Consider the following 20,307-nt stretch of genomic DNA (forward strand, 5'->3'; position numbering starts at 1 on the left):
TGGTGTTTCGCCCCCTCACCCGGCCCTGCGGGCCACCCTCTCCCTTGAGGGAGAGGGTTGAGGTGAGGGGGACTTTCGTACGCATTATCCTATATCGAAGCGCTTTGCAAAGAACACCGAAACCGCTACACCCGCCCCATGAATACACGCGCCCCCCTGCTCGCCCTGAAAGACGTCCGCCTGATGGACGGCCTTAACCCGCTGTTTGACGGTGTCGATATCGCGCTGGAACCGCGCGTGCGGGCCTGTCTGGTCGGGCGTAACGGCGCGGGCAAATCGACCCTGATGCGGCTAATGGCCGGGCTGATCGAGGCCGATTCCGGTGAGCGCGTCGTCATGCAGGGGATGCGTTACGCCTATGTGCTTCAGGAGCCGCAGCCCGTCGGCGACACGGTGCTCGACTGGGTGACCTCTGACGGAGCGGAGCATTACACCGCCGAGGCCGAGCTTTACACCTTCGGCCTCGACCCGACGACGAAGTGCGCCTCTCTGTCCGGCGGCGAAAAGCGCCGCGCCGCCTTGGCAAAAGCCTTTGCCGAAGACCCGGACCTGATCTTTCTTGATGAACCGACCAACCACCTCGATATTTTTGCCATCGAGGCGCTGGAAGACCAGTTGCGTCAGTTCAAGGGCGCGGCCCTGATCGTCAGCCACGACCGCACCTTCCTAGAGCGCGTCACCCAGCGCTGCTACTGGCTGCACGACCGCCGCATCATGCGCCTCGATTCCGGCTATGCCAGCTTTGAAGCCTGGTCGGAAAAGATCATGGAGGAACAGGCTGAGTCGCTGCGCCGTCTGGAAAAGGCCATCGAGCGCGAAACCTATACCTTCTACCGCTCGATCACGGCGCGGCGCACACGCAACGAAGGCCGCGCCGCGCGGCTTCAGGCCATGCGCGCCGAAAAGATGGAGCGCACCAAGCAACTGCCGCGTCAGTTGGAAATGAGCATTGATTCCGGCGGCACGTCGGGCAAGCTGGTGGCTGAGCTGAAAAACATCTCCAAAGGCTTTGGTGACAAGGAGCTGCTGAAAGGCTTTTCGACGCGCATCCTGCGTGGCGACCGGCTGGCTATTGTCGGGCCGAACGGCGCCGGCAAATCGACCCTGGTCAAGCTTTTGATCGGGCAGATCGCGCCGGATGAGGGCGAAATTCGTCTGGGGACGGCGCTGGAAGTCGCCTATCTCGATCAGGGGCGCGACACGCTGAAAGGCGATGAGACCCTGTGGGACGCGCTGGCCAATTCCGGCTCGGATCAGATCATGGTGCAGGGGCAACCGCGCCACGTCGCCGCCTATGCCAAGGACTTTCTGTTTCGCGAAAACCAGTTACGTCAGCCGGTGAAATCCCTGTCGGGCGGCGAGCGCAATCGCCTGCAACTGGCCCGCGCGCTGGCCTCTGCCACCAATCTGCTGGTGCTCGATGAGCCGACCAACGACCTTGATATGGACACGCTGGACCTGCTGGAAGAGATGCTGGCCGACTATGACGGCACGCTGATTCTGGTCAGCCACGACCGTGACTTTATCGACCGACTGGCCACCTCGACGCTCGCGCTGAATGGTAAGGGCAAGGCGGTGGAAACCCCCGGCGGCTGGCAGGACTTCCTGCGGCAAAATCCGGACTTTTTCGAGCAACTGAGCCACAAGGCTCCGGCAGGGAAGACCGCGACCAAAACCGCAACGCCCGCTGCCCCTACGCCCAAGGCCCCGGCCAAAAAGCTCAGCTATAAGGATCAGAAGCGCCTCGAAGACCTCGACAAGCTGATGCCGCAATGGCAGGCCGAGATCAAAAAGCTGGAGGCGACGCTGAACGACCCCAACCTCTACGCCAAGGACCCCAAACGCTTCGACGCCACCATGAAGGCGCTCGAAAAGGTGCGGGCCGATCTCGAAAACGGCGAGATGGAGTGGCTGGAGCTTGAGGAAAAGCGCGAGACGTTGAAGTAAAGCAGGTTTGCAGCCAAGGCAGGTGTGCGTAAAATTGCCGAGCCTCGGAGTTTGATCAATAACAAAGTATTATATCTCAATATATTTTCAGTAATTTCAGCTTTTGGAAAGTGGCGACAAGCGGCTTGGGTAGGCCACTGACTCTGTCTACCAGGCGCTGATTAATGCCCGGAGCGCGCGCTCTTGGCTTCCGGAAAAATAAGGGAAGATAAAAGAGAACATGAGCCAAAATGAAAGTGCCGGTAAATATCCGTAAACATTATTCAATTTCTGTCCAAATATTATCGTTACCCCAGACAACAATACAATCATCATTGCGATATGTATGGCGGAATATCTTTGCCAGACTTCAATCCGTGTGCCGCCCGGCACCTTTTTCAACCTTCCTAAAGATACAACTGGGGAATATGAGCGCCCATGAGAAAACGTTGATATCACGTTTCGTATTTTAAACCTATTAGCTTCTATTTTGCCTTGCCATGGCCTCGTGTCTTCGGGCATGTAAACCAATGCCATATCCCGATCCGTTTGAGAATTCAAAATTTCAAATATGTTTTCAGGATCTATATTTAAATAGATTTTATAACTACAGATTGGGAAAATAAATTTTAATATATTCATACAAATCACATCCCCTAATGTTTATTTTTTATTTAAAATATTAATGCATCAGCATCAATAGCGCTATTTCTGATTAATTTATCCCGAATATTATCCATATTCAAAGAATTTGGAGCAATTGCGTTTGCAATAGCGCACCCCATTGAGCCGTCTGAAACAGACCCAATTATTTTCGGCGCAACACAATCAGCCGGAACTTTGAGGAACTGTTTCTAAAAAAAGCGAGACGGTCAAACCGACCGTCCCACTCAAATCAAACTTCAAGCTCGCCCTACTTGCGATCCGTCGCCTTGGCCTTGGTGACCTTCAGCTTCTTTTCCTGAAACGCCTCTTCGGTCGAAGGGGTCAGGTTTGGACGCGCGCCGATCACGCCCATGGCGATGGATTGGATGACGTAATAGGTCTCACCGGCTTCCACTTCGAGACGCAGCGTATCGCGCGTTTCGAAGGAGATATTGTATTCGTGCGTGCCCGGTTCGGCGACATGCACAAAATAGGTGCCGTTGGTCAGCTTGCCGATGCCCGTATCGCCTTCACGCACCGAAAAGCTGACGGCCGCGCCGACAAAGCGCGAGGGACGGAAGAAGACGATCTGACCCTTGCCTTCCGGCACCGGATCGACGGGGTTCAGCTTGGCCACCGCCTCGCCCGGGGCGGCCGTTGCAGACGCCGAAGACGACGCACTCGACGAGGCGGAAGACGACGAGGCCTCGGACGAAGACGAAGACGAAGACGAAGACGAAGACGACGAAGACGAAGACGAAGACGAAGACGAAGAGGACGCCGTTTGCGGCTCAGTGGTCTGGGCCCAGACGCTGGTGCCCATCAGGGTCAGGCTCAGGCAAAGCGCCATGACCGTTTTCGCGTTGATGTTTTTCATAAAAGTAACCCCCATTTGTGGCTTTTGAAAAAGTGTAGGACCTCGCCATGCCTATTGTGAGGCAGGCGGTGTAGCGGGCGTGAAATCGGCCGCCAGCTTGGCCGAGGCCCGCGTACCGGGCAGGGCCTCCATATGGCCGCCAGTCACCGCCAGACCGAACACGCCCACGGCGATTGTGGTCGCCACGGCCGCCCCCGAATTATCCTTAGCCCCCAGCCCCAGCTTGAGCGCGCGGATAGGAATCTGACGGCCTTCGAATTCGAGATAACGGGCGGCCAGCACCAGCTTGCCGGGCTTCCCCCCCATGCCGGGCTTACCCGTATCAACCACCTGCCCTTTACCGGGCGTGCCTTCGGGTATGACCACGGCGCCATTCAACAGAACCGGTTCTGCCAGCTTGAGCGGGAACATGTCGCCGACCGTGGCGGTGCGTGTGGAGACCAGCTCGGTGATTTCAACCACGATCGGCGTGCCATTTGGCACGACCGCCGCAGCCGGGGCCGCCACGGGCTCAGCCACCGGGGCAGCCGTCGTTTCGGACGGCGGGGTTTCGGTGGATTGCGCCCACACGGTCACAGGCATAAGCGCGGTTAGCGCCGCCAGAACAGCCGCTGTCAGGATTTTAGGCATCTGAATAAAGTCTCCCCCGGTCGTCTTTCGCCGTCTCCGGCACCCCGCACTCGTTTTAACAGACTATCGGGCACCTGCAAATCGTTTTCCGTAGCACGTCGCTGCGCGCTGCGGCTGCAGAGCCGCGTCGTAAAGCACTATTATACCTAAAGGCCGGCAATATCGGCGTTCCATTAGGGCAATATTAAGCGGCGGAGCTTAGGTTAAGCCCGTTGCAACCTTACCGGAACCCGCGCGCCTGATGACCCGCACCCGTCGAACCCGTCTGTCTGCCCCGTCTCAGGCTCTTGTGGGCGTGGCCCTTTTGAGCCTGAGCGTCCACGCGCCCGCCCTGGCGCAGGCTCAAGCTCAGGCTCAGGCACGCCCGTATCTCGACTGGCCCGGCAAGCGCGCGCCGCAAGAATCGACACCGCCCGCCGCACCGGAAACCGCCCCCGCTACGCCGCTGCAACACGCCCTGCCCAATGCCGCCACGGGTCAGCCGGGCTTTGACATCCCGCCGTCGCCCTATGGGCAGGTCGGCAACCCCTATCGCCACGAACTGAACTGGCGCGGTAAGACCGCCCCGGTCACCGCGCAGGCCGCCGCGCCTCAGACGGCCCCGCAAACCGCCCCGAAGACCGAGCTGGCCTCCAACTGGACGCCCGTGCCGCAAACGCGCTTTGACGCGCCGCGCCGCGCCGCGCCTGCACCGGTCGCGCCCCCGGCTCAGCCCGCCCCTCAAAAGGTCGAAGCCGCACCGCTGCCGACACCCCGGACGCCCGAAACCATTCCGGCGCGCGTCGCCAATCCGCTGCCCCTGCCGCAGCCCAAGCCGCCCGTCGTCAGCGCCGAAACTATCGCGCGCGAAACCGCGCCGGTGGCCACGGTGAAACCGGCCCCGACTCCGCCGGTCCCGACCCCACCGGTTCAGGCGCAGGCCGAGCCGAAACCCCAGCTTCCGGTTCAGGTTCAGCCGCAAGCTCAGCCCCAGCCGCGTCCCGACAGCGGCTACCGTCTGCCGGCCAACAGCAAATATGCCGGTCGCGTGTCTCCGGAGTTGGAGGGCCGCCCGGCGCTCCCCGCACAGGCCGCCGCGCCCGTAGCGCAAAAGCCGGATGCCCCGGCCCAAACCGCCCCGCAAACCACCGCTGAGGCCAAACCGGCCGCAACCGCCCAGACTCCGGCAGCCAAGACGCCCGCAGCAAAGGCTTCCGCGCCAAAGGCTGGGGCGAAAACCACAGACACCAAAACCGCCGAAGCCAAGCCGGCGGACGTCAAAACCGCCACCGCTCCGGCCGCCACCGCCCCTCTGGCGCAGGCCGCTGAGCAGGAATCGGCCGAGCCCTACACCCCCTTCGTGCCGGGCAGCCGCGCCACCACGGCGTCGCAGGCCCCGCGCTTCTATTCGCTGCACCGCGCCTATGGCTATGAGCCCGATCCGGCCCCGCATACGGGCGGCGATCTGGCGCTCGATCCCGGTGCCGTGCAGACTCCCGCTCCGGACAAGGCGTCCGAAGGGACCAGCAGCGCGCAAAAAACCAATACGCCCCCCGCCAAAGACAAGACGCTTTAAGGCTCGCCCATGTCCTCGCCCCTGAAACACCTGATTGATCTGGCCAAGGAACCCTCTTCGGAGAAGCGCCGCGAACTGCTGCGTCAGGTGACCACCGTCTTCATGGCCCACCCGGAACAGGTCGAAGGGCCTGAGATGGCCCTCTATGACGAGGTGATGAGCCAGTTATCGTCCGAAATGGAAATGGTCGTGCGCGCCGAAATCGCGCGCAAGCTGGCCGAAGCCAAGGTCGCCCCGCTGGGTCTGCTGCGCCGTCTGGCCTCCGACGATATCGAGGTCGCCGAAGCCATTCTGGTCCGCTCAAAAGCCCTGACCGAAAGCGACCTGATCCACGTCGTTTCGACCAAGGGTCAGGACCACCTGCGCGCCGTCTCACGCCGCGAAGAGGTGCCGGAATCGGTGTCGGGCGTCATCGTCGATCGCGGTGACGACACCACGGTCAACACGCTTTTGCGCAACGACGGGGCCCGCCTGTCGCGCGCCACCAACGAAGTGGTCGTTCAGCGCGCCCAGACCAGCCCGGCCCTGCACGACGCCATCGTCAACCGCAAGGACTTCCCTATCGACCTGATGAACGACATGTATTTTGTCGTCGAAGCCCGCCTGCGCGAACGCATCATGCAGGAAAACGCCCGCGTCGATCCGGCGGTTCTCGAACAGGCCCTGTCGAAGTCGCGCAATACGGTGGCCATTGCCCACGGCTCGTTCCCGCCCGACTATGAAAAGATCATGGCCGAGGTGGAAACCCTCTATAATAATCAGAAACTGACCCCCGCCCTGCTGGCCCGCTATATGCGCGATCCGAACCCGACCTGGTTCCTCTGTGCGCTGGCCATCATGGCCGATATCGACTTCCTGACGGCGAAGCACGTGGTGGATAAGCGCGAACTGGACGCGCTGGCTATCGCCTGTAAGGCCGCGAATCTCGAAAAGTCGCTGTTCCTGACCTATGCCATGATCATGCTGGCCGCGCAGGACAATGCCATGGGCAAGGCCGCCGAATACGGCAAGCTCTATGAGCAACTGCCGCGCGATACGGCGCTGCGCACCATCCGCTTCTGGCGGATGCGCCGCGCCGAAGGCCACGCGGCTTAATGGCCGATTATACCTCCCCAACTTGTTGGGGAGGGGGACCGCACGAAGCGAAGCTGAGATGCGGTGGTGGGGGTGAAATCGTGGGAAACCGCTTTACCGTGCGATCCTAAGCCCTACGCCTGCTCCCGAACCCGATTCAGGTTTTCCAGCGCCGTTTCGGCCAGCGACTTCAGACCGTGTTCCACGAAAATCTCGTGCGCGGCCTCCAGCGCATAGGCGGCTTCGGCGCGATCCAGCATAAAGCCGGTAATGTCACCGCGTGCCACATAGAGACGCCCCAGATTGGTCTGAAGGATGGCCCAGCCGACCGGGTCTTCGCCCGGCTTGACCTGACGCAGCTCCGCCTTGAACGCCGCTTCGGCGTCTTCGAGCGACAGGAGATCGCCCTTCAGCTCGGCCTGGCGCGCCAGACAGGCGGCGCGGTTATTGACGATCTGCGCCCGGATCGACAGGGGTTTGGCCAGCGCCTTCGACAGAGCCAGATCGAAGGCTGCCACCGCCTGTTCCGCCAGCCCGTCCTCCTGAATCAGCTCCGACAGGGCCTGTAGCGCCAGAGCGCGGAAATGCGTCTGCGCCACCCAGTCGAGCGGCGTGTGTTCATAGGTCACCACCTCTTCGGGCGGCGTCAGAAGCGCGATGCCTTCGTTGATCATCTGCGGCTGTCCGTCGATCTGCCCCGCCCAGACGTGGGCCAGCGCCAGACGCTGCGTCACGCGCACAAAGGTCACCGGCTCATAGTCGGCATCAAGCCGCGCCAGAAGCGCTGTCAGATCGTTGATCACCGCCGTCATCAGCCGGCTGTCGTGACGATCAAGCCCGACCAGCATCAAAAGATCCGCGCGTTCCAGCCGCGCATCGGCGGCGCTGATCTTGTCCTTGGCGGCCTTGGTCTGGCGCACCAGCGCGTCGAAACGTTCGATGGCGCGGTCGATATGGGCCATGGCCACCAGCGCCGGTTCAAGGTCTTCGCCAATGCCGTGCCGCACGGCCAGACGCGCCGCCAGCCGCCCTTCGGTCAGGGTAAAGGCCGCCAGCAAGGGCGCATCACCGCCAATGGCACCGCGCCCGGTGGCCACCAGCGTTTCCGCCGAAACCAGCAACTCCGCCGTTTCAAACAAATCATAGCCCAGCAGGCAGATTTCCGCCTGCACCAGCGCCGCACTGGCGGCCTCGCTGAGGGTCTTGGCGGCCTTGCCCGCCGACTCCGCCGCCGTGGTGGCCTTGCTGAGCGCCAGCGTGTCGCCGGTGCGTCGCGCGTATTCGCGCCACACCAGTGCCGATTCGAGATAGGGCTCAAAACGGCTGCGCGTCGAAACACGCCCGCCTTCAACATCCAGGCCGCGCCCCTGCGTGATCAGCAGTTCCAACGTCATCAGCTCATAGAGGCTCACATCGGGCTCATACCGCCCGCCCTGCCCCATGATGCGCCTCAGTTCACGGCCAAATTCAAACATGAAAACTACCCTGCGGCGCGGGTCACCCAATCGTCCCAGAACGGAACGTCCGGCCCTTGCCTATGGGCTGTCTTGCAACTGTGTTGCCGCCACAGACCCTAAACCGACGGAGACGGTTCGCGTTTCAGGCGGCGCAGGCAGAAGGTCGAGCGCGTGTGGCGGATGCCGGGGAATTTCAGCAGCTTCTTGCGCAGGAACTGCTCATAGCCCTCTGTGCCATCGACGGCGGCGATCAGCACATAGTCGTATTCGCCCGTCGTCAGATAGGCGTCGGTCACTTCGGGCAGGTTCAGCACATAGCGTGAAAAGGCTTCGATGCGCTCATCGTCGTGCGACTCGATATTGATTTCGACGATCACCGTATCGGGCTTACCGACCTGTTCCGGATCGAGCAGGGCGACATAGCCGGTGATGACGCCATTTTCTTCCATCCGCTTGATGCGCGACCAGCAGGGGGTGGGCGACAGGCCCACCTGATCGGCGATTTCCTGCGTCGTCAGGCGACAATTGCTGCGCAGCAATCGCAGGATTTTGCGGTCGGTATCGTCAAGGCCACGGCCTTCAGAACTGCGTGACATGGGCATTCCATCTGTAGCAGGCATCCCATTCTGCGGCAAAGCGCCGCAACGGAATGTCATTTTGTCTATGCCCTCAATAGCACGAAATTCGAAAATTCATTCTCCTGATTTCGTGTCATCCTGCAAAAAAATTCCGCGATAGACGGATTGCCTAGCAGGGATGATTAAATGCGCGATCAGGTTTCCTTAAGCGACAAGTACGTCCTCGAAGAGGGCCGCGCCTTTATGAGCGGGGTTCAGGCGCTGGTGCGGTTGCCGCTGATGATCGCGCGGCGCGACCGGCGGGCGGGCCTCAACACAGCGGGCTTTATTTCCGGCTATCGTGGTTCACCGCTTGGCAATTACGATCAGCAGCTACAACAGGCCAAATCCCTGCTCGATCCGCTGAACATCGTGGTGCAGCCGGCCATCAACGAAGACCTGGGGGCCACCGCCGTGTGGGGCACGCAGCACGTGCCTTTGTTCGAAGGTGCGCGTTACGACGGCGTCTTCGGCATCTGGTACGGCAAGGGGCCGGGCGTGGACCGCTCAGGCGACGTGCTTAAACACGCCAATATGGCCGGGACGACGCCGCTGGGCGGTGTGCTGGCCGTGGTCGGCGACGACCATGCGTGCAAATCCTCGACCCTGCCCAATCAGTCGGAACTGGCCTTTATCGACGCCGAAATCCCGGTCTTGAGCCCCGCCACCATCGCCGAGGTGTTGGAATACGGCGTCAAGGGCCTTGCCCTGTCCCGATTCTACGGCGGTTGGGTGGCGCTGAAGACGATTTCCGACCTGATGGACGCTTCGGCCGCCGTCGATCTCAGCGACCGTTTCGACACGCGCGACCCGGTGATCGACCTGCCCACCGATGGTCTGCACATCCGGGCCAAGGACACCCCCGCCGAAAAGGAAGCGCGTCACCGTCATTACCGCCTGCCCGCGGCTTCGGCCTTTGCGCGGCTCAATGGTTTTGACACGGTGGTCTGGCCCCAGGCGCGCCCGCGCATCGGTATCGCCACGGCCGGTAAAGCCTTCACGCAGGTGATGGAGGCGCTCGACCTGCTGGGCATCACCGAGGCCGAAGCGCGCGACATCGGCCTCAGCGTGTGGAAGGTCGGCATGGTCTGGCCGCTGGATGCGCAGGGCGCGCGTGCCTTTGCCGGTGGCCTTGAAAAGCTGCTGGTGGTCGAGGAACGGCGCGAGGTGATCGAGCCGCAACTGCGTTCGGCGCTTTATGCCCTGCCGGATGGTCGTCGCCCGCTGATCCTCGGCAAACGGGGCTTAAGCGGTGAGCCGCTGATCTCCGACGTGCTTGAGCTTGATACGCTTCAGGTGGCGCTGGCGCTGTACGACCTTCTGCCGGAAGCCGCGCGTAATGCTCAGCGGCATGAGCGCGCCGAAGGCTTCCGCCTCCGCCTGACGACCAAGGACGCGCTCAAACCCGACCATATCCGCGCGCCGTTTTTTTGCGCCGGATGCCCGCACAATGGATCGACCGTGGTGCCCGAAGGCTCGCGCGGTCTGGCCGGGATCGGCTGTCACTACATGGCGACCTTCATGCCGCGACGCACCGATATCTGCACCCATATGGGCGGCGAAGGCGTGACCTGGATGGGGCAGGCGCCCTTTACCGACGAAGGCCATGTCTTCACCAATCTGGGCGACGGCACCTACTTCCATTCGGGGCTTTTGGCCATCCGTCAGGCCATCGCCGCCGGGGTCAATATCACCTACAAGATCCTCTATAACGACGTGGTGGCCATGACCGGCGGGCAGTCGGTCGATGGGCAACTGACCCCCGTCAAGGTGGCGCAGCAGGTGCGCGCCGAAGGGGTGGAGCGCATCGCGCTGGTCTCCAATGATCCGGAGCGCTGGGAAGGGGAAATGCCATCGGGCACCACCTATGCCCACCGCGACGATCTGGAGGCCGTGCAGACCGATCTGCGCACGCACAAAGGGGTGTCAGTGCTGATCTATGATCAGGCCTGCGCCACCGAACTGCGCCGCCGTCGCAAACGCGGCACGGCCCCCAAGCCCGCCGCCCGTATCTTCATCAATCCGGCGGTGTGCGAAGGCTGCGGCGATTGTCAGGCCAAGTCGAACTGCGTCGCCATCAACCCGCTGGAAACCGAGCTGGGGCGTAAGCGCGAAATCGACCAGTCGGCGTGCAATATCGACACGGCCTGCGTCAAAGGCTTCTGCCCGTCCTTCGTGGCGGTCGAAGGGGTGGCGCTGAAAAAAGCGGCTGCGCCCGACCTCACGCCGCTGATCGCCGATCTGCCCGAGCTGACGCCGCCGCCCGCTACGGCGCGCCCGGTCAATATCCTGCTGGCCGGGATTGGCGGTCTGGGCGTCACCTCCCTGTCGGCCATGCTGGGGATGGCGGCGCATATCGACGGCTGCGAAGTGTCGGTGGCCGATCAGACGGGTCTGGCGCAACGCGGCGGCGGCGTCGATGCCCATGTGCGTATCGTGGCGCAAGGCCAGCGTTTGCCTGCGCCGCGCATCAGCGCCGGAGAAGCCGATGTGCTGCTGGCCGCCGACATGGTGCAGGCTACGGGTAAGACGGCCCTGCCTCTGGTCAGCCCGGACCGCACCCTGAGCTTCGTCAATTCGGCCCTGACCTCGACAGCGGCCTTTACGCTGAACCGCGACGTGGTGTTCGATAAGGGCGGCCTCATGGGACGCTTGCGCAAGGCGTCGAAGCGCTGTGAGCCGCTGGATGCCGGGGGCGTGGCGCGGCGTCTGCTGGGGGATGCTGTCTATGGCCATATGATCCTTTTGGGGGCCGCCTGGCAGGCCGGGGCCGTGCCGCTGAGCCGTCAGGCGATCGAGCGCGCCATCGACCTCAACGGGGCTGAAAAAGCCAATAACCATAAGGCCTTTGCGCTAGGGCGCGCGCTTTATCTCGGCCGCATCGCCCCCCCGAAGGCCGAAGCACCGTTCGATGTCGAAACCTTTATCACACGGCGGATCGCCGACCTGACCGCCTATCAGGACGCTTCTTACGCGGCGCAGTATCACGCGGTGGTCGAGACGGCGCGCAAGGCCGGATCACCCGCCCTGCTGGAGGCCGTGGCGCGCAATGCCTTTAAGCTGATGGCCTATAAGGATGAATACGAGGTGGCGCGCCTGTACAGCGATCCGGCCTTCCGTCAGCGCCTCGATAATCAATTCGATAATGCCAGAAAATTGGCAGTTTACCTCGCCCCGCCGCTTCTGGCGCGTAAGGACCCGCTGACCGGTGAACCGCGCAAGATGAAGTTCGGCGGCTGGGTCTTCACCGCCTTTGGTGTGCTGAAAGGGCTGAAAGGCTTGCGCGGCAGCCTCTTCGATCCGTTCGGCCATACCGAGGAGCGCCGCATGGAACGCCGCCTGCGCGACGACTATCTGCGCCTGATCCCGGAGCTGGTGGCGAAGCTCTCTCCGCAAACGCTGGAGCCCATTGTGGCGCTGGCCCGCCTGCCCGAAGACATCCGTGGTTTTGGCCACGTCAAGGCCGCTTCGGTCGCAGCCGCCGAGGCGCGCAAGGTCGCGCTTCTGACGCAAATCGAGGCGGTGAAACCCGTCTCTCACCCCCTCTCACAAAAGGAACCCGCCCATGTTTGATACGCCTTCATATGACGCGCACGAAAAGGTCGTCGATGTCAACGATCCGGAAACCGGCCTGCGCGCCATCATCGCGGTCCATTCGACGGCGCGGGGACCGGCGGCGGGCGGCTGTCGTCTGTGGACCTATGACGACGCGGCGGCGGCGCGTACCGATGCGCTGCGCCTGTCGCGCGGCATGAGCTACAAGAATGCCATGGCGGAGCTGCCCTTCGGCGGCGGCAAGGCGGTCATCATGGGCCCGGTCGCGCCGGAAAACCGCGAACGGATTTTCACCGCCTTTGGTCGCGCCGTCGAAGCGCTGGGCGGGCAATATATCACCGCCGAAGACGTCGGTGTTGGCGTGTCGGACATGATGGTCGTGGCGCGTCAGACGACGTACGTCTCCGGTCTGGCCACAGAGGGTTCGGTGGGCGGTGACCCATCGCCCTTCACGGCGCGCGGCGTGGCCATCGGCATCGAAGCGGCGGTCAAGGCGCGTCTGGGGCGCGACAGCTTGGAAGGCGTGCGCGTCGCGGTGCAGGGGCTGGGTCATGTCGGCGGCTATCTGTGTCAGGAACTGCACGCACGCGGCGCGAAGCTGATCGTGGCGGATATTCATACCGCGCGCGTGGTCGAAATGGTCGAACGCTTCGGCGCGGAAATGAGCCATGTGACGGACATCCTCCTGAGCGACGCCGATGTGATTGCCCCCTGCGCGCTGGGGGCCATTATCACCCCTGACGTAGCCGAACGCATGACCGCTGCCGTGGTCGCCGGGGCCGCCAATAACCAGTTGTCAGTGCCGGAAGTGGGCGCGGTTCTGGCGCGTCGCGGCATCCTCTATGCACCGGACTATGTGATCAATGCCGGCGGCATTATTGCCGTGTCGGCGGAATATAATGGCGGTGTTGATCGCGCCGGTATCGACGCGCAGATCGACGCCATCGGCCCGCGTCTGGCTGATATTTTTGCCCGCGCCCAGAGCGAAAAGCGCCTGACGGGCGACGTGGCCGACACGCTGGCCAGAGCGAAAATGGTGCGGGGGTAACGCCCAAAGCGCCTACCGTAGATCGGTATGCCTTTTAATGGAGTCATCATTCAAACGCCTCCCCTGAAATCAGGGGAGGCGTTTTTATACAGTTCCCAATCGGCTGATTCCGTGGTTATCTTTCAAAAAATGCTGCACCCAATGAGGTGCAGCAAAACGCACAGGAAAACGCGAAAGGAAGGCCTATGGACGCGCTCGGTGTTGAGGAAAAACCCGTTCTGGCTCAGGTGGAAAACGGGGTCGGGCGGCTGACGCTCAACCGGCCTCAGGCGCTCAATGCCCTGACCACCGCCATGTGCCGCGACATGGCGCAGACGCTGAGCCAATGGGCCACGGATGAGCGCGTGCGCTATGTCGTTCTGGACCACAACGGACGCGCTTTTTGCGCCGGGGGCGATGTGCGGGCAGCCGCCCGCTCAGGGCGTGGCGACGGCGAAGCGGCGCGCGACTTCTTCCGCACCGAATACCGTCTCAACACCCTGATCAAACGCTTCCCCAAGCCCTTTGTCGCCCTGATCGACGGTGTGACCATGGGCGGCGGCGTGGGCATCAGCGTGCATGGCTCGCATCGCGTTTCGACCGAAAACACCCTGTTTGCCATGCCTGAAACCGGCATCGGCCTGTTCCCGGATGTCGGCGGGGGGTGGTTTTTGCCGCGGATGGGCGCGCCCGCCGAAACGTGTGAAGCGGTTTTCGCAGACGAGGGCGCGCAAAACTATTCCGAGATCGGTACGTGGCTGGCCCTGACCGGTGAGCGGCTGAAAGGGGCCGATGTGCGCGCGGCGGGGATCAGCACGCACCATGTGGCGGCCTCTGACCTGCCCGCATTGAAGGCGGAACTGCTGGCGGGCCCGGAGCGCCATCCGAAAAGTGGGAACCGGTTTTCGGAGTCAATGGCGCGACCAAATGAATTCATCGACAATATTCTGTACCGCTATGACCGCCCCGTCGGTGAGCCCTCCTATCAGGAGCATCTGGAGGCCATCAACCGCATCTTCGGCAAGAGCCGTCTGGCCGACATCGCCATTGCGCTGAAGCTGGAGGACTCCGACTGGGCGCAGCATCAGGGTGAGGTGCTGGCCACCCGCTCGCCCTTCTCGATGAGCGTGACGTTGCGCCATCTACGCGAAGGCCGCCGTCTGGAGACGTTTGAGCAGGTGATGCAGATGGAGTTCCGCATCGCTTCGCGCCTCTGCCAGAGCCACGACTTCCTTGAGGGCGTGCGCGCCGTGCTGGACGACAAGGACCACTCGCCGCACTGGCTGCCGCAATCCATCGGCGGCGTCAGCGCCCACAGCGTCGAAGCCCTGTTTGCGCCCCTGTCGCGTGAGCTTTATGACTAACGCCGCTTAAGCCTGTTTCTTACCGGAAACTTTACATCTGAGGCCACACCATGTCCGCCTTAAGCCTAAGTCGGGGATGGCTATGCGGGCAGTGGTTTTATCCGTTCTGGTATGGGTGCTGTATGCCGGTGCCAGCGCGGCGGACGAGAAGATTCAGCGGCTGGATGCCACAGCCGAAGCGGCGGTTGACGCCCTCCTGACACCACCTTCGCCACAGGCCGGGACCACCGGCATGACTTATCGCCACGTCAATACGGTGGTCAAGGCGCCCGACCTCAGCGCGGCGCTGGTGCCGGATGCGCCCCGCTTTGTCATCAGCGAAGACATGCAGCATCAGGCGGCCATCCTGCTCGAACGGGTCAATCAGGTGCGGGCCGAAAACGGCTGCGGTCCCTTGCGCCTCAGTGATCAGTTGATGCAGGCAGCGCAGCGCCAGAGCGTTTCCATGTCTGAGAAAAACTACGTCTATCACTATACGGACGACGGTATAAAGTTAAAGGACCGGGTGCACGCCACCGGCTATGTGTATACGCTTCTGGGGGAAAATGTCGCGGCGGGTCAAAAGACGGCTGATCGCGTGTTTGAGGAATGGATGACCAGCCCCGGCCACCGTGCTAACATCCTCAATTGCGGCTATGAGGAGATGGGCGTCGGCTATGTCCACGACACGCAGGATCAGCCGGTGGGACGGGCGCAGGTCCCCTACTACTTCTACTGGACGCAGGTCTTTGGTCGTCACATGAAGGTGGCCGGGAACTGATCAGCGGCCGCGGGCCACGGCGGCCTTGGAACGTGGCGGCCGGCCCAGCGCATCGGAGATAAACCATGCCGTGTCGATCACCTTATCTAGATCGACACCCGTCTCTATGCCCAAGCCCTTGAGCATGTAAAGCACGTCTTCGGTAGCGACATTCCCCGACGCGCCCGGCGCATAGGGACAACCGCCCAGACCCCCGACCGAGGCATCGATCGTGGCGATCCCATAGTCGAGCGACACCAGAATATTGGCCAGAGCCTGCCCCCAGGTATCGTGGAAATGCACGGCCAGCTTCGCCGCTTCGACGCGCCTTAACACGACGTCCAGAAGGCGCTGCGTATCGCCCGGCGTGCCGCGCCCGATGGTGTCGCCCAGTGACACCTCATAGCAGCCCATCTCGATCAGTCTTTGTGTCACCTCGGCCACGGCGTCCGGAGCAATCGGGCCTTCATAGGGACAGGCGATGGCGCAGGAGACATAGCCACGTAAGCGCACGCCGTCTTCGCGCGCGCGGGCGGCGACCGGGGCGAAGCGCGCAAGGCTTTCGGCGATGCTGGCATTGATGTTTTTCTGGCTGAAGGTTTCGGACGCCGCCGCAAAAACAGCGACGCTTTGCGCCCCGGCCGTCCGTGCGGCCTCATAGCCTTTGAGATTGGGCGTCAGCACCGGATAGGTCAGGTGGGGCGCACGGGTGATCCCGGCCATGACCTCAGCGGCATCGGCCATCTGCGGCACCCATTTCGGCGAGACGAAACTGCTCGCTTCGATAAAGCGCAGACCCGTTTGCGACAGGCGGTCGATCAGGGCGATCTTGGTCGCGGTGGGGACGAGCTGCGCCTCGGCCTGAAGGCCGTCGCGCGGGCCGACTTCGTAAAGGGTGACGTGGCTGGGGCGGGTCATGACAAAGTGCCTCCCCTGATTTCAGGGGAGGGTGGCGCGTAGCGACGGGTGGGGTTAATGGCACCGCTTAACCCCCCTCCGGCTTTGCCGGTATCCCCCTGAAACGCCAGTTCGGCGTAGCCAAATCAGGGGGGAGGCTTTCTTCCTGCATCACTTCGTTTCCTCGAACAGTTCGCGTCCGATCAGCATACGCCGGATTTCGCTGGTGCCCGCACCGATTTCGTACAGCTTGGCGTCGCGCCACAGCCGCCCGGTCGGGTACTCATTGACATAGCCATTGCCGCCCAGACACTGGATCGCTTCCCCCGCCATCCACGTCGCCTTTTCCGCCGCATAGAGGATGCAGGCGGCGGCGTCTTTGCGCGTGGTCTCGCCCCGGTCGCAGGCGGCCGCCACGGCATAGACATAGGCGCGGCAGGCCCCCCAGGTGGCGTACATGTCGGCAATCTTGCCCTGCATCAGTTGAAAGGTGCCAATCGGCGCGCCGAACTGCTGACGTTCATGCACATAGGGGATGACCACGTCGAGGCAGGCGCGCATGATCCCCAAAGGCCCACCGGACAGCACCACGCGCTCGTAATCGAGACCCGACATCAGCACCGCCGCGCCGCGCCCTTCATGGCTTAACACATTCTCTTCCGGCACCTCGCAGTCGGCAAAGACCAGCTCACCCGTATGCGAGCCGCGCATCCCCAGCTTGTCGAGCTTTTGCGCCACCGAAAAGCCGGCGAAATCCTTTTCGATCAGGAAGGCGGTGACGCCCTTTGAGCCTTCGCCGGTGCGTGCATAGACGACCAGCACATCGGCGTCCGGGCCGTTGGTGATCCACATTTTCGAGCCGTTGAGCACGTAGCGGTCGCCGCGCTTTTCGGCCCGGAGCTTCATCGACATGACGTCTGAGCCCGCCCCCGGTTCCGACATGGCGAGGGCGCCGACGTGTTCGCCATTGATCAGGCGTGGCAGGTAGCGCGCCTTTTGCGCCTCGTTGCCGTTGCGCACGATCTGATTGACGCAGAGGTTGGAATGCGCGCCGTAAGACAGGCCGACCGAGGCCGAGGCGCGGCTGATTTCTTCCATAGCAATCGTATGGGCCAGATAGCCCATCTCCGCCCCGCCATACATGTCTGGCGCGGTAAGGCCCAGAATGCCCAGCGCCCCCATCTTGCGCCACAGCGGCATGGGAAATTGATCCGTGCGGTCGATCTCAGCGGCGTGCGGCGCGATTTCGGCGGCGGCGAACTTCGCCACCGTATCGCGCAGGGCGTCGATTTCATCGCCGTGGGCGAATTGCAGATGCGGAAAATCGGTCATGGTCGTTTCCTGTGGCTCTCCCCCCTCACCCCATCCCTCTCCCTCAAGGGAGAGGGGGCAAAGAGGCTGTTGTAACGTGCCTCTCCTTGAGGGAGAGGGTGGCGCAAAGCGCCGGGTGAGGGGGTTACGTCACGTTCAGCAGCACCGCTTTTTCGATGACCTGCTCGCCCGTGGTGGCGCTTAGGCCCGTCACCACACCGGCGCGCGGGGCCTTCAGCGTCAGTTGAATCTTCATGGCCTCCAGCACGATCAGCGGCTGGTTCTTCTCGACCGTTTCGCCCTCTGTGACGTACACCGCGACGACCAGTCCGGGCATGGGCGCGACCACCTCAGAGGCCTCATGCGCCTCGTCCAAAGCCTTTGTGAGATGCCGCACATCGACCGGCGACGCAGGCGGCAGGTTGAGGCGGAACCCCGTCGCATCGTGCCACGGCGAGGGTGATGTATCCGTCGGCAAATCATAATCGGGCCAAGGCGCGGTCAGGCGCTCGACATGGCGGCCGATAAAGCCCGTATCAATCTCCCCGGCGCGGAAGGCCGGGTCAGAGGCGATGCGTCGCAGGAAGGCCAGATTGGTCCTCAGCCCTTCGGCGCGGGTGTGGATCAGGGCGGTGCGAAGCGCGTCTAACGCCGCAGCCCGATCCTTACCATGCACGATCAGCTTGCTGATCATCGGGTCATAAAAGACGCTGACCGTATCGCCCTGCGCCACGGCGGAATCGGCGCGCACCCCGGACGGAAAGACGAGACGGCTCAGCGTGCCGGTGGACGGCATAAAGTCGTGTTCGGGGTCTTCGGCATAGAGACGCGCTTCGATGGCGTGGCCGTTCAGCGGCACCTGAGCCTGCGTCAGCGGCAGGGCCTCACCGGCGGCGACGCGCAACTGCCATTCGACCAGATCAAGACCCGTAATCGCCTCGGTCACCGGGTGTTCGACCTGAAGCCGGGTGTTCATCTCCATGAAGTAGAAGGCCGCTTGCGTGATCCCCTTGGACACATCGACGATGAATTCGATCGTGCCCGCACCGCGATAGCCAATGGCCTTGGCGGCCTTCACCGCCGCCTCGCCCATGGCCTGACGCATGGTGTCGGGCAGGCCGGGGGCCGGGGCCTCTTCGATCACCTTCTGGTGGCGGCGTTGCAGCGAACAGTCGCGTTCAAAGAGGTGGAGCGCGTTGCCGTGGCTGTCGGCAAACAACTGGATCTCGATATGGCGCGGCACCTCGATATATTTTTCGATCAGCACGCGCGGATCGCCAAAGGCGCTTTGCCCTTCGCCCTGACAAGATTTCAAGAGTTCCGGAAAATCAGACTCATTATCGACGCGACGCATCCCCTTGCCGCCGCCGCCGGCCACGGCTTTGATCAGGACCGGGAAGCCGATCTCACGCGCGGCCTCTAGCAAGGTGGCTTCGTCCTGAGCCTCGCCATGATAGCCGGGGGTGACGGGCACGCCCGCCTCTTCCATCAGCGCCTTGGCTGCGCCTTTCAGCGCCATGGCCCGGATGGCCTCAGGCGTCGGGCCAACAAAGACGATCCCGGCGGCGGCGCAGGCCTCCGCGAATTCGGCGTTTTCCGACAGGAAGCCATAGCCCGGATGGATGGCCTCAGCCCCCGTGCGTTTGGCGACCTCGATAATCACGTCGCCGCGCAGATAGCTTTGGGCCGCCGGGGCCGGGCCGATCAGGTGCGCCTCATCGGCCTGACGCACAAACAGGGCCTGTGCATCGGCTTCGGAATAGACGGCGACGGTCTGGATGCCGAGGCGTTGACAGGTGCGGATGATGCGGCAGGCGATTTCGCCGCGATTGGCGATGAGGAGTTTGCGGAACATTATCTCACCCACCCCGGTTTACGCTTCTCAAGGAACGCACTGATGCCTTCGCGGCCTTCGTCGGAGGCGCGGCGCTTCGCAATGCGGCGGGCCGTCAGGCGCAGCAGGTCGTCATCGACGGGGCGGCCCGACACGTCACTTATCAGCGCCTTGGCATCGGCCACCGCCTCCGGCCCGCTGGCCAGCAGGCCGTCGATCAGCGGCGCGGCGGCGGCATCGAGACCGGCCTTCACCTCATGGACCAGGCCGATGCGGCGCGCCTCTTCGGCGCTGAAGCGTTCCCCGGTCAGGACATAGCGCCGCGCCGCCGACGCGCCGATCTTTCCCACCACAAATGGCGATATGGCCGCCGGGATCAGGCCCAGCCGCACCTCGGTCAGACCGAAGCGCGCATCGGGGGCGGCCACCACCATATCGCACGCCGCCGCCAGACCCACACCACCACCAAAACACGCCCCGTGGATCAGGCCGATCACCGGTTTCGGACAGGCGTTTATCGTATGCAGCATGGTCGCCAGCGCCAGCGCATCGGCTTCGTTTTCGGCCTCGGTCTTCTGCGCGGCGCGCTGCATCCAGTGGAGGTCGCCGCCGGCGCAGAAGCTTTCGCCCGCGCCATTGAGCACCACCACGCGCACGGCAGGATTGGCCCCCAGCGTCGTAAAGGTCTGCGTCAGGTCAGCGATCATCGCCTCATCAAAGGCGTTGTGCCGGTCGGGCCGGTTGAGCGTCAGGCGGGCTATGCCATTAGCGGCGATGTCGAGTTTCAGTGTGGTCATCA

The 20,307-nt window shown here is 62.9% G+C and carries 16 protein-coding genes; 7 read left to right on the top strand and 9 right to left on the bottom strand.

The features are described 5' to 3' along the window. The first annotated feature begins 138 nt into the window (after positions 1 to 138). Entirely contained in the window at positions 139 to 1,947 is a 1,809-nt protein-coding gene (locus EM6_RS07210) for an ABC-F family ATP-binding cassette domain-containing protein (RefSeq protein WP_126421447.1), read from the top strand. A 147-nt stretch (positions 1,948 to 2,094) separates the two neighbouring features. Here the strand turns inward: EM6_RS07210 and EM6_RS07215 are convergent, their stop codons facing one another. The 3 genes from EM6_RS07215 to EM6_RS07225 all read right to left on the bottom strand — a co-directional run bounded on the left by EM6_RS07215 (position 2,095) and on the right by EM6_RS07225 (position 4,078). Beyond that, positions 2,095 to 2,463 (bottom strand): hypothetical protein, encoded by a 369-nt coding sequence (locus EM6_RS07215; RefSeq protein ID WP_126421449.1) that lies wholly within the window; start codon positions 2,461 to 2,463, stop codon positions 2,095 to 2,097. A gap of 376 nt (positions 2,464 to 2,839) precedes the next feature. After that, positions 2,840 to 3,448, bottom strand: coding sequence for a DUF2846 domain-containing protein (locus EM6_RS07220; RefSeq protein WP_126421451.1), 609 nt, complete (start codon positions 3,446 to 3,448; stop codon positions 2,840 to 2,842). Positions 3,449 to 3,499: 51 nt separating this feature from the next. Further along, complete coding sequence (locus EM6_RS07225) at positions 3,500 to 4,078, bottom strand: hypothetical protein (protein WP_126421453.1); 579 nt, start codon at positions 4,076 to 4,078, stop codon at positions 3,500 to 3,502. 241 nt (positions 4,079 to 4,319) lie between these two features. Here EM6_RS07225 and EM6_RS07230 point away from each other — a divergent pair, with 241 nt between their 5' ends. Further along, positions 4,320 to 5,633 (top strand): hypothetical protein, encoded by a 1,314-nt coding sequence (locus EM6_RS07230; RefSeq protein ID WP_126421455.1) that lies wholly within the window; start codon positions 4,320 to 4,322, stop codon positions 5,631 to 5,633. 9 nt (positions 5,634 to 5,642) lie between these two features. After that, positions 5,643 to 6,728 carry a DUF2336 domain-containing protein gene (locus EM6_RS07235; RefSeq protein WP_126421457.1) on the top strand — a complete coding sequence of 362 codons (1,086 nt, stop codon included), beginning with the start codon at positions 5,643 to 5,645 and terminating at the stop codon, positions 6,726 to 6,728. 113 nt (positions 6,729 to 6,841) lie between these two features. Here EM6_RS07235 and EM6_RS07240 read toward each other — a convergent pair whose 3' ends face one another. Together EM6_RS07240 and EM6_RS07245 are read right to left on the bottom strand one after the other, a co-directional pair. After that, a complete protein-coding gene (locus tag EM6_RS07240; RefSeq protein ID WP_232037018.1) occupies positions 6,842 to 8,182 on the bottom strand; it encodes a hypothetical protein in 1,341 nt (446 codons plus the stop codon). Positions 8,183 to 8,280: 98 nt separating this feature from the next. Further along, positions 8,281 to 8,760 (bottom strand): Lrp/AsnC family transcriptional regulator, encoded by a 480-nt coding sequence (locus tag EM6_RS07245; protein ID WP_126421459.1) that lies wholly within the window; start codon positions 8,758 to 8,760, stop codon positions 8,281 to 8,283. 168 nt (positions 8,761 to 8,928) lie between these two features. On the opposite strand from EM6_RS07245, the gene EM6_RS07250 reads away from it, so the two are divergent. From EM6_RS07250 to EM6_RS07265, 4 genes are all read left to right on the top strand, one after another. Next, positions 8,929 to 12,354 (top strand): indolepyruvate ferredoxin oxidoreductase family protein, encoded by a 3,426-nt coding sequence (locus EM6_RS07250; RefSeq protein WP_126421461.1) that lies wholly within the window; start codon positions 8,929 to 8,931, stop codon positions 12,352 to 12,354. Next, complete coding sequence (locus tag EM6_RS07255) at positions 12,347 to 13,384, top strand: Leu/Phe/Val dehydrogenase (RefSeq protein ID WP_126421463.1); 1,038 nt, start codon at positions 12,347 to 12,349, stop codon at positions 13,382 to 13,384. Before EM6_RS07250 ends, EM6_RS07255 begins: the two co-directional genes overlap by 8 nt. Before the next feature lie 185 nt (positions 13,385 to 13,569). After that, the gene (locus tag EM6_RS07260; RefSeq protein WP_126421465.1) at positions 13,570 to 14,727 is read left to right on the top strand and encodes an enoyl-CoA hydratase/isomerase family protein; all 1,158 of its coding nucleotides are present in this window, start codon (positions 13,570 to 13,572) and stop codon (positions 14,725 to 14,727) included. 82 nt (positions 14,728 to 14,809) lie between these two features. Next, positions 14,810 to 15,487 (top strand): CAP domain-containing protein, encoded by a 678-nt coding sequence (locus EM6_RS07265; RefSeq protein ID WP_172961158.1) that lies wholly within the window; start codon positions 14,810 to 14,812, stop codon positions 15,485 to 15,487. Here the strand turns inward: EM6_RS07265 and EM6_RS07270 are convergent, their stop codons facing one another. From EM6_RS07270 to EM6_RS07285, 4 genes are all read right to left on the bottom strand, one after another. Next, complete coding sequence (locus tag EM6_RS07270; RefSeq protein ID WP_126421470.1) at positions 15,488 to 16,384, bottom strand: hydroxymethylglutaryl-CoA lyase; 897 nt, start codon at positions 16,382 to 16,384, stop codon at positions 15,488 to 15,490. It lies immediately after the preceding gene. A gap of 150 nt (positions 16,385 to 16,534) precedes the next feature. Further along, positions 16,535 to 17,695, bottom strand: a complete 1,161-nt coding sequence (locus EM6_RS07275; protein ID WP_126421472.1) for an isovaleryl-CoA dehydrogenase — start codon at positions 17,693 to 17,695, stop codon at positions 16,535 to 16,537. Positions 17,696 to 17,819: 124 nt separating this feature from the next. Next, the gene (locus EM6_RS07280; protein ID WP_126421474.1) at positions 17,820 to 19,529 is read right to left on the bottom strand and encodes an acetyl/propionyl/methylcrotonyl-CoA carboxylase subunit alpha; all 1,710 of its coding nucleotides are present in this window, start codon (positions 19,527 to 19,529) and stop codon (positions 17,820 to 17,822) included. After that, entirely contained in the window at positions 19,529 to 20,305 is a 777-nt protein-coding gene (locus EM6_RS07285; RefSeq protein ID WP_126422950.1) for an enoyl-CoA hydratase/isomerase family protein, read from the bottom strand. Before EM6_RS07285 ends, EM6_RS07280 begins: the two co-directional genes overlap by 1 nt. Between the last annotated feature and the right edge of the window lie 2 nt (positions 20,306 to 20,307).

Origin of the sequence: Asticcacaulis excentricus (assembly GCF_003966695.1) — a bacterium.
Lineage (GTDB): Bacteria > Pseudomonadota > Alphaproteobacteria > Caulobacterales > Caulobacteraceae > Asticcacaulis > Asticcacaulis excentricus_A.

Bases quoted from the DNA above. Each gene is read 5' to 3' on its own strand.
- EM6_RS07220 (WP_126421451.1), bottom strand. From the start codon at position 3,448: ATGAAAAACATCAACGCGAAAACGGTCATGGCGCTTTGCCTGAGCCTG.
- EM6_RS07235 (WP_126421457.1), top strand. From the start codon at position 5,643: ATGTCCTCGCCCCTGAAACACCTGATTGATCTGGCCAAGGAACCCTCT.
- EM6_RS07260 (WP_126421465.1), top strand. From the start codon at position 13,570: ATGGACGCGCTCGGTGTTGAGGAAAAACCCGTTCTGGCTCAGGTGGAA.
- EM6_RS07210 (WP_126421447.1), top strand. From the start codon at position 139: ATGAATACACGCGCCCCCCTGCTCGCCCTGAAAGACGTCCGCCTGATG.
- EM6_RS07270 (WP_126421470.1), bottom strand. From the start codon at position 16,384: ATGACCCGCCCCAGCCACGTCACCCTTTACGAAGTCGGCCCGCGCGAC.
- EM6_RS07225 (WP_126421453.1), bottom strand. From the start codon at position 4,078: ATGCCTAAAATCCTGACAGCGGCTGTTCTGGCGGCGCTAACCGCGCTT.
- EM6_RS07230 (WP_126421455.1), top strand. From the start codon at position 4,320: ATGACCCGCACCCGTCGAACCCGTCTGTCTGCCCCGTCTCAGGCTCTT.
- EM6_RS07280 (WP_126421474.1), bottom strand. From the start codon at position 19,529: ATGTTCCGCAAACTCCTCATCGCCAATCGCGGCGAAATCGCCTGCCGC.
- EM6_RS07240 (WP_232037018.1), bottom strand. From the start codon at position 8,182: ATGTTTGAATTTGGCCGTGAACTGAGGCGCATCATGGGGCAGGGCGGG.
- EM6_RS07265 (WP_172961158.1), top strand. From the start codon at position 14,810: ATGCGGGCAGTGGTTTTATCCGTTCTGGTATGGGTGCTGTATGCCGGT.
- EM6_RS07275 (WP_126421472.1), bottom strand. From the start codon at position 17,695: ATGACCGATTTTCCGCATCTGCAATTCGCCCACGGCGATGAAATCGAC.
- EM6_RS07285 (WP_126422950.1), bottom strand. From the start codon at position 20,305: ATGACCACACTGAAACTCGACATCGCCGCTAATGGCATAGCCCGCCTG.
- EM6_RS07255 (WP_126421463.1), top strand. From the start codon at position 12,347: ATGTTTGATACGCCTTCATATGACGCGCACGAAAAGGTCGTCGATGTC.
- EM6_RS07215 (WP_126421449.1), bottom strand. From the start codon at position 2,463: ATGGCATTGGTTTACATGCCCGAAGACACGAGGCCATGGCAAGGCAAA.
- EM6_RS07245 (WP_126421459.1), bottom strand. From the start codon at position 8,760: ATGTCACGCAGTTCTGAAGGCCGTGGCCTTGACGATACCGACCGCAAA.
- EM6_RS07250 (WP_126421461.1), top strand. From the start codon at position 8,929: ATGCGCGATCAGGTTTCCTTAAGCGACAAGTACGTCCTCGAAGAGGGC.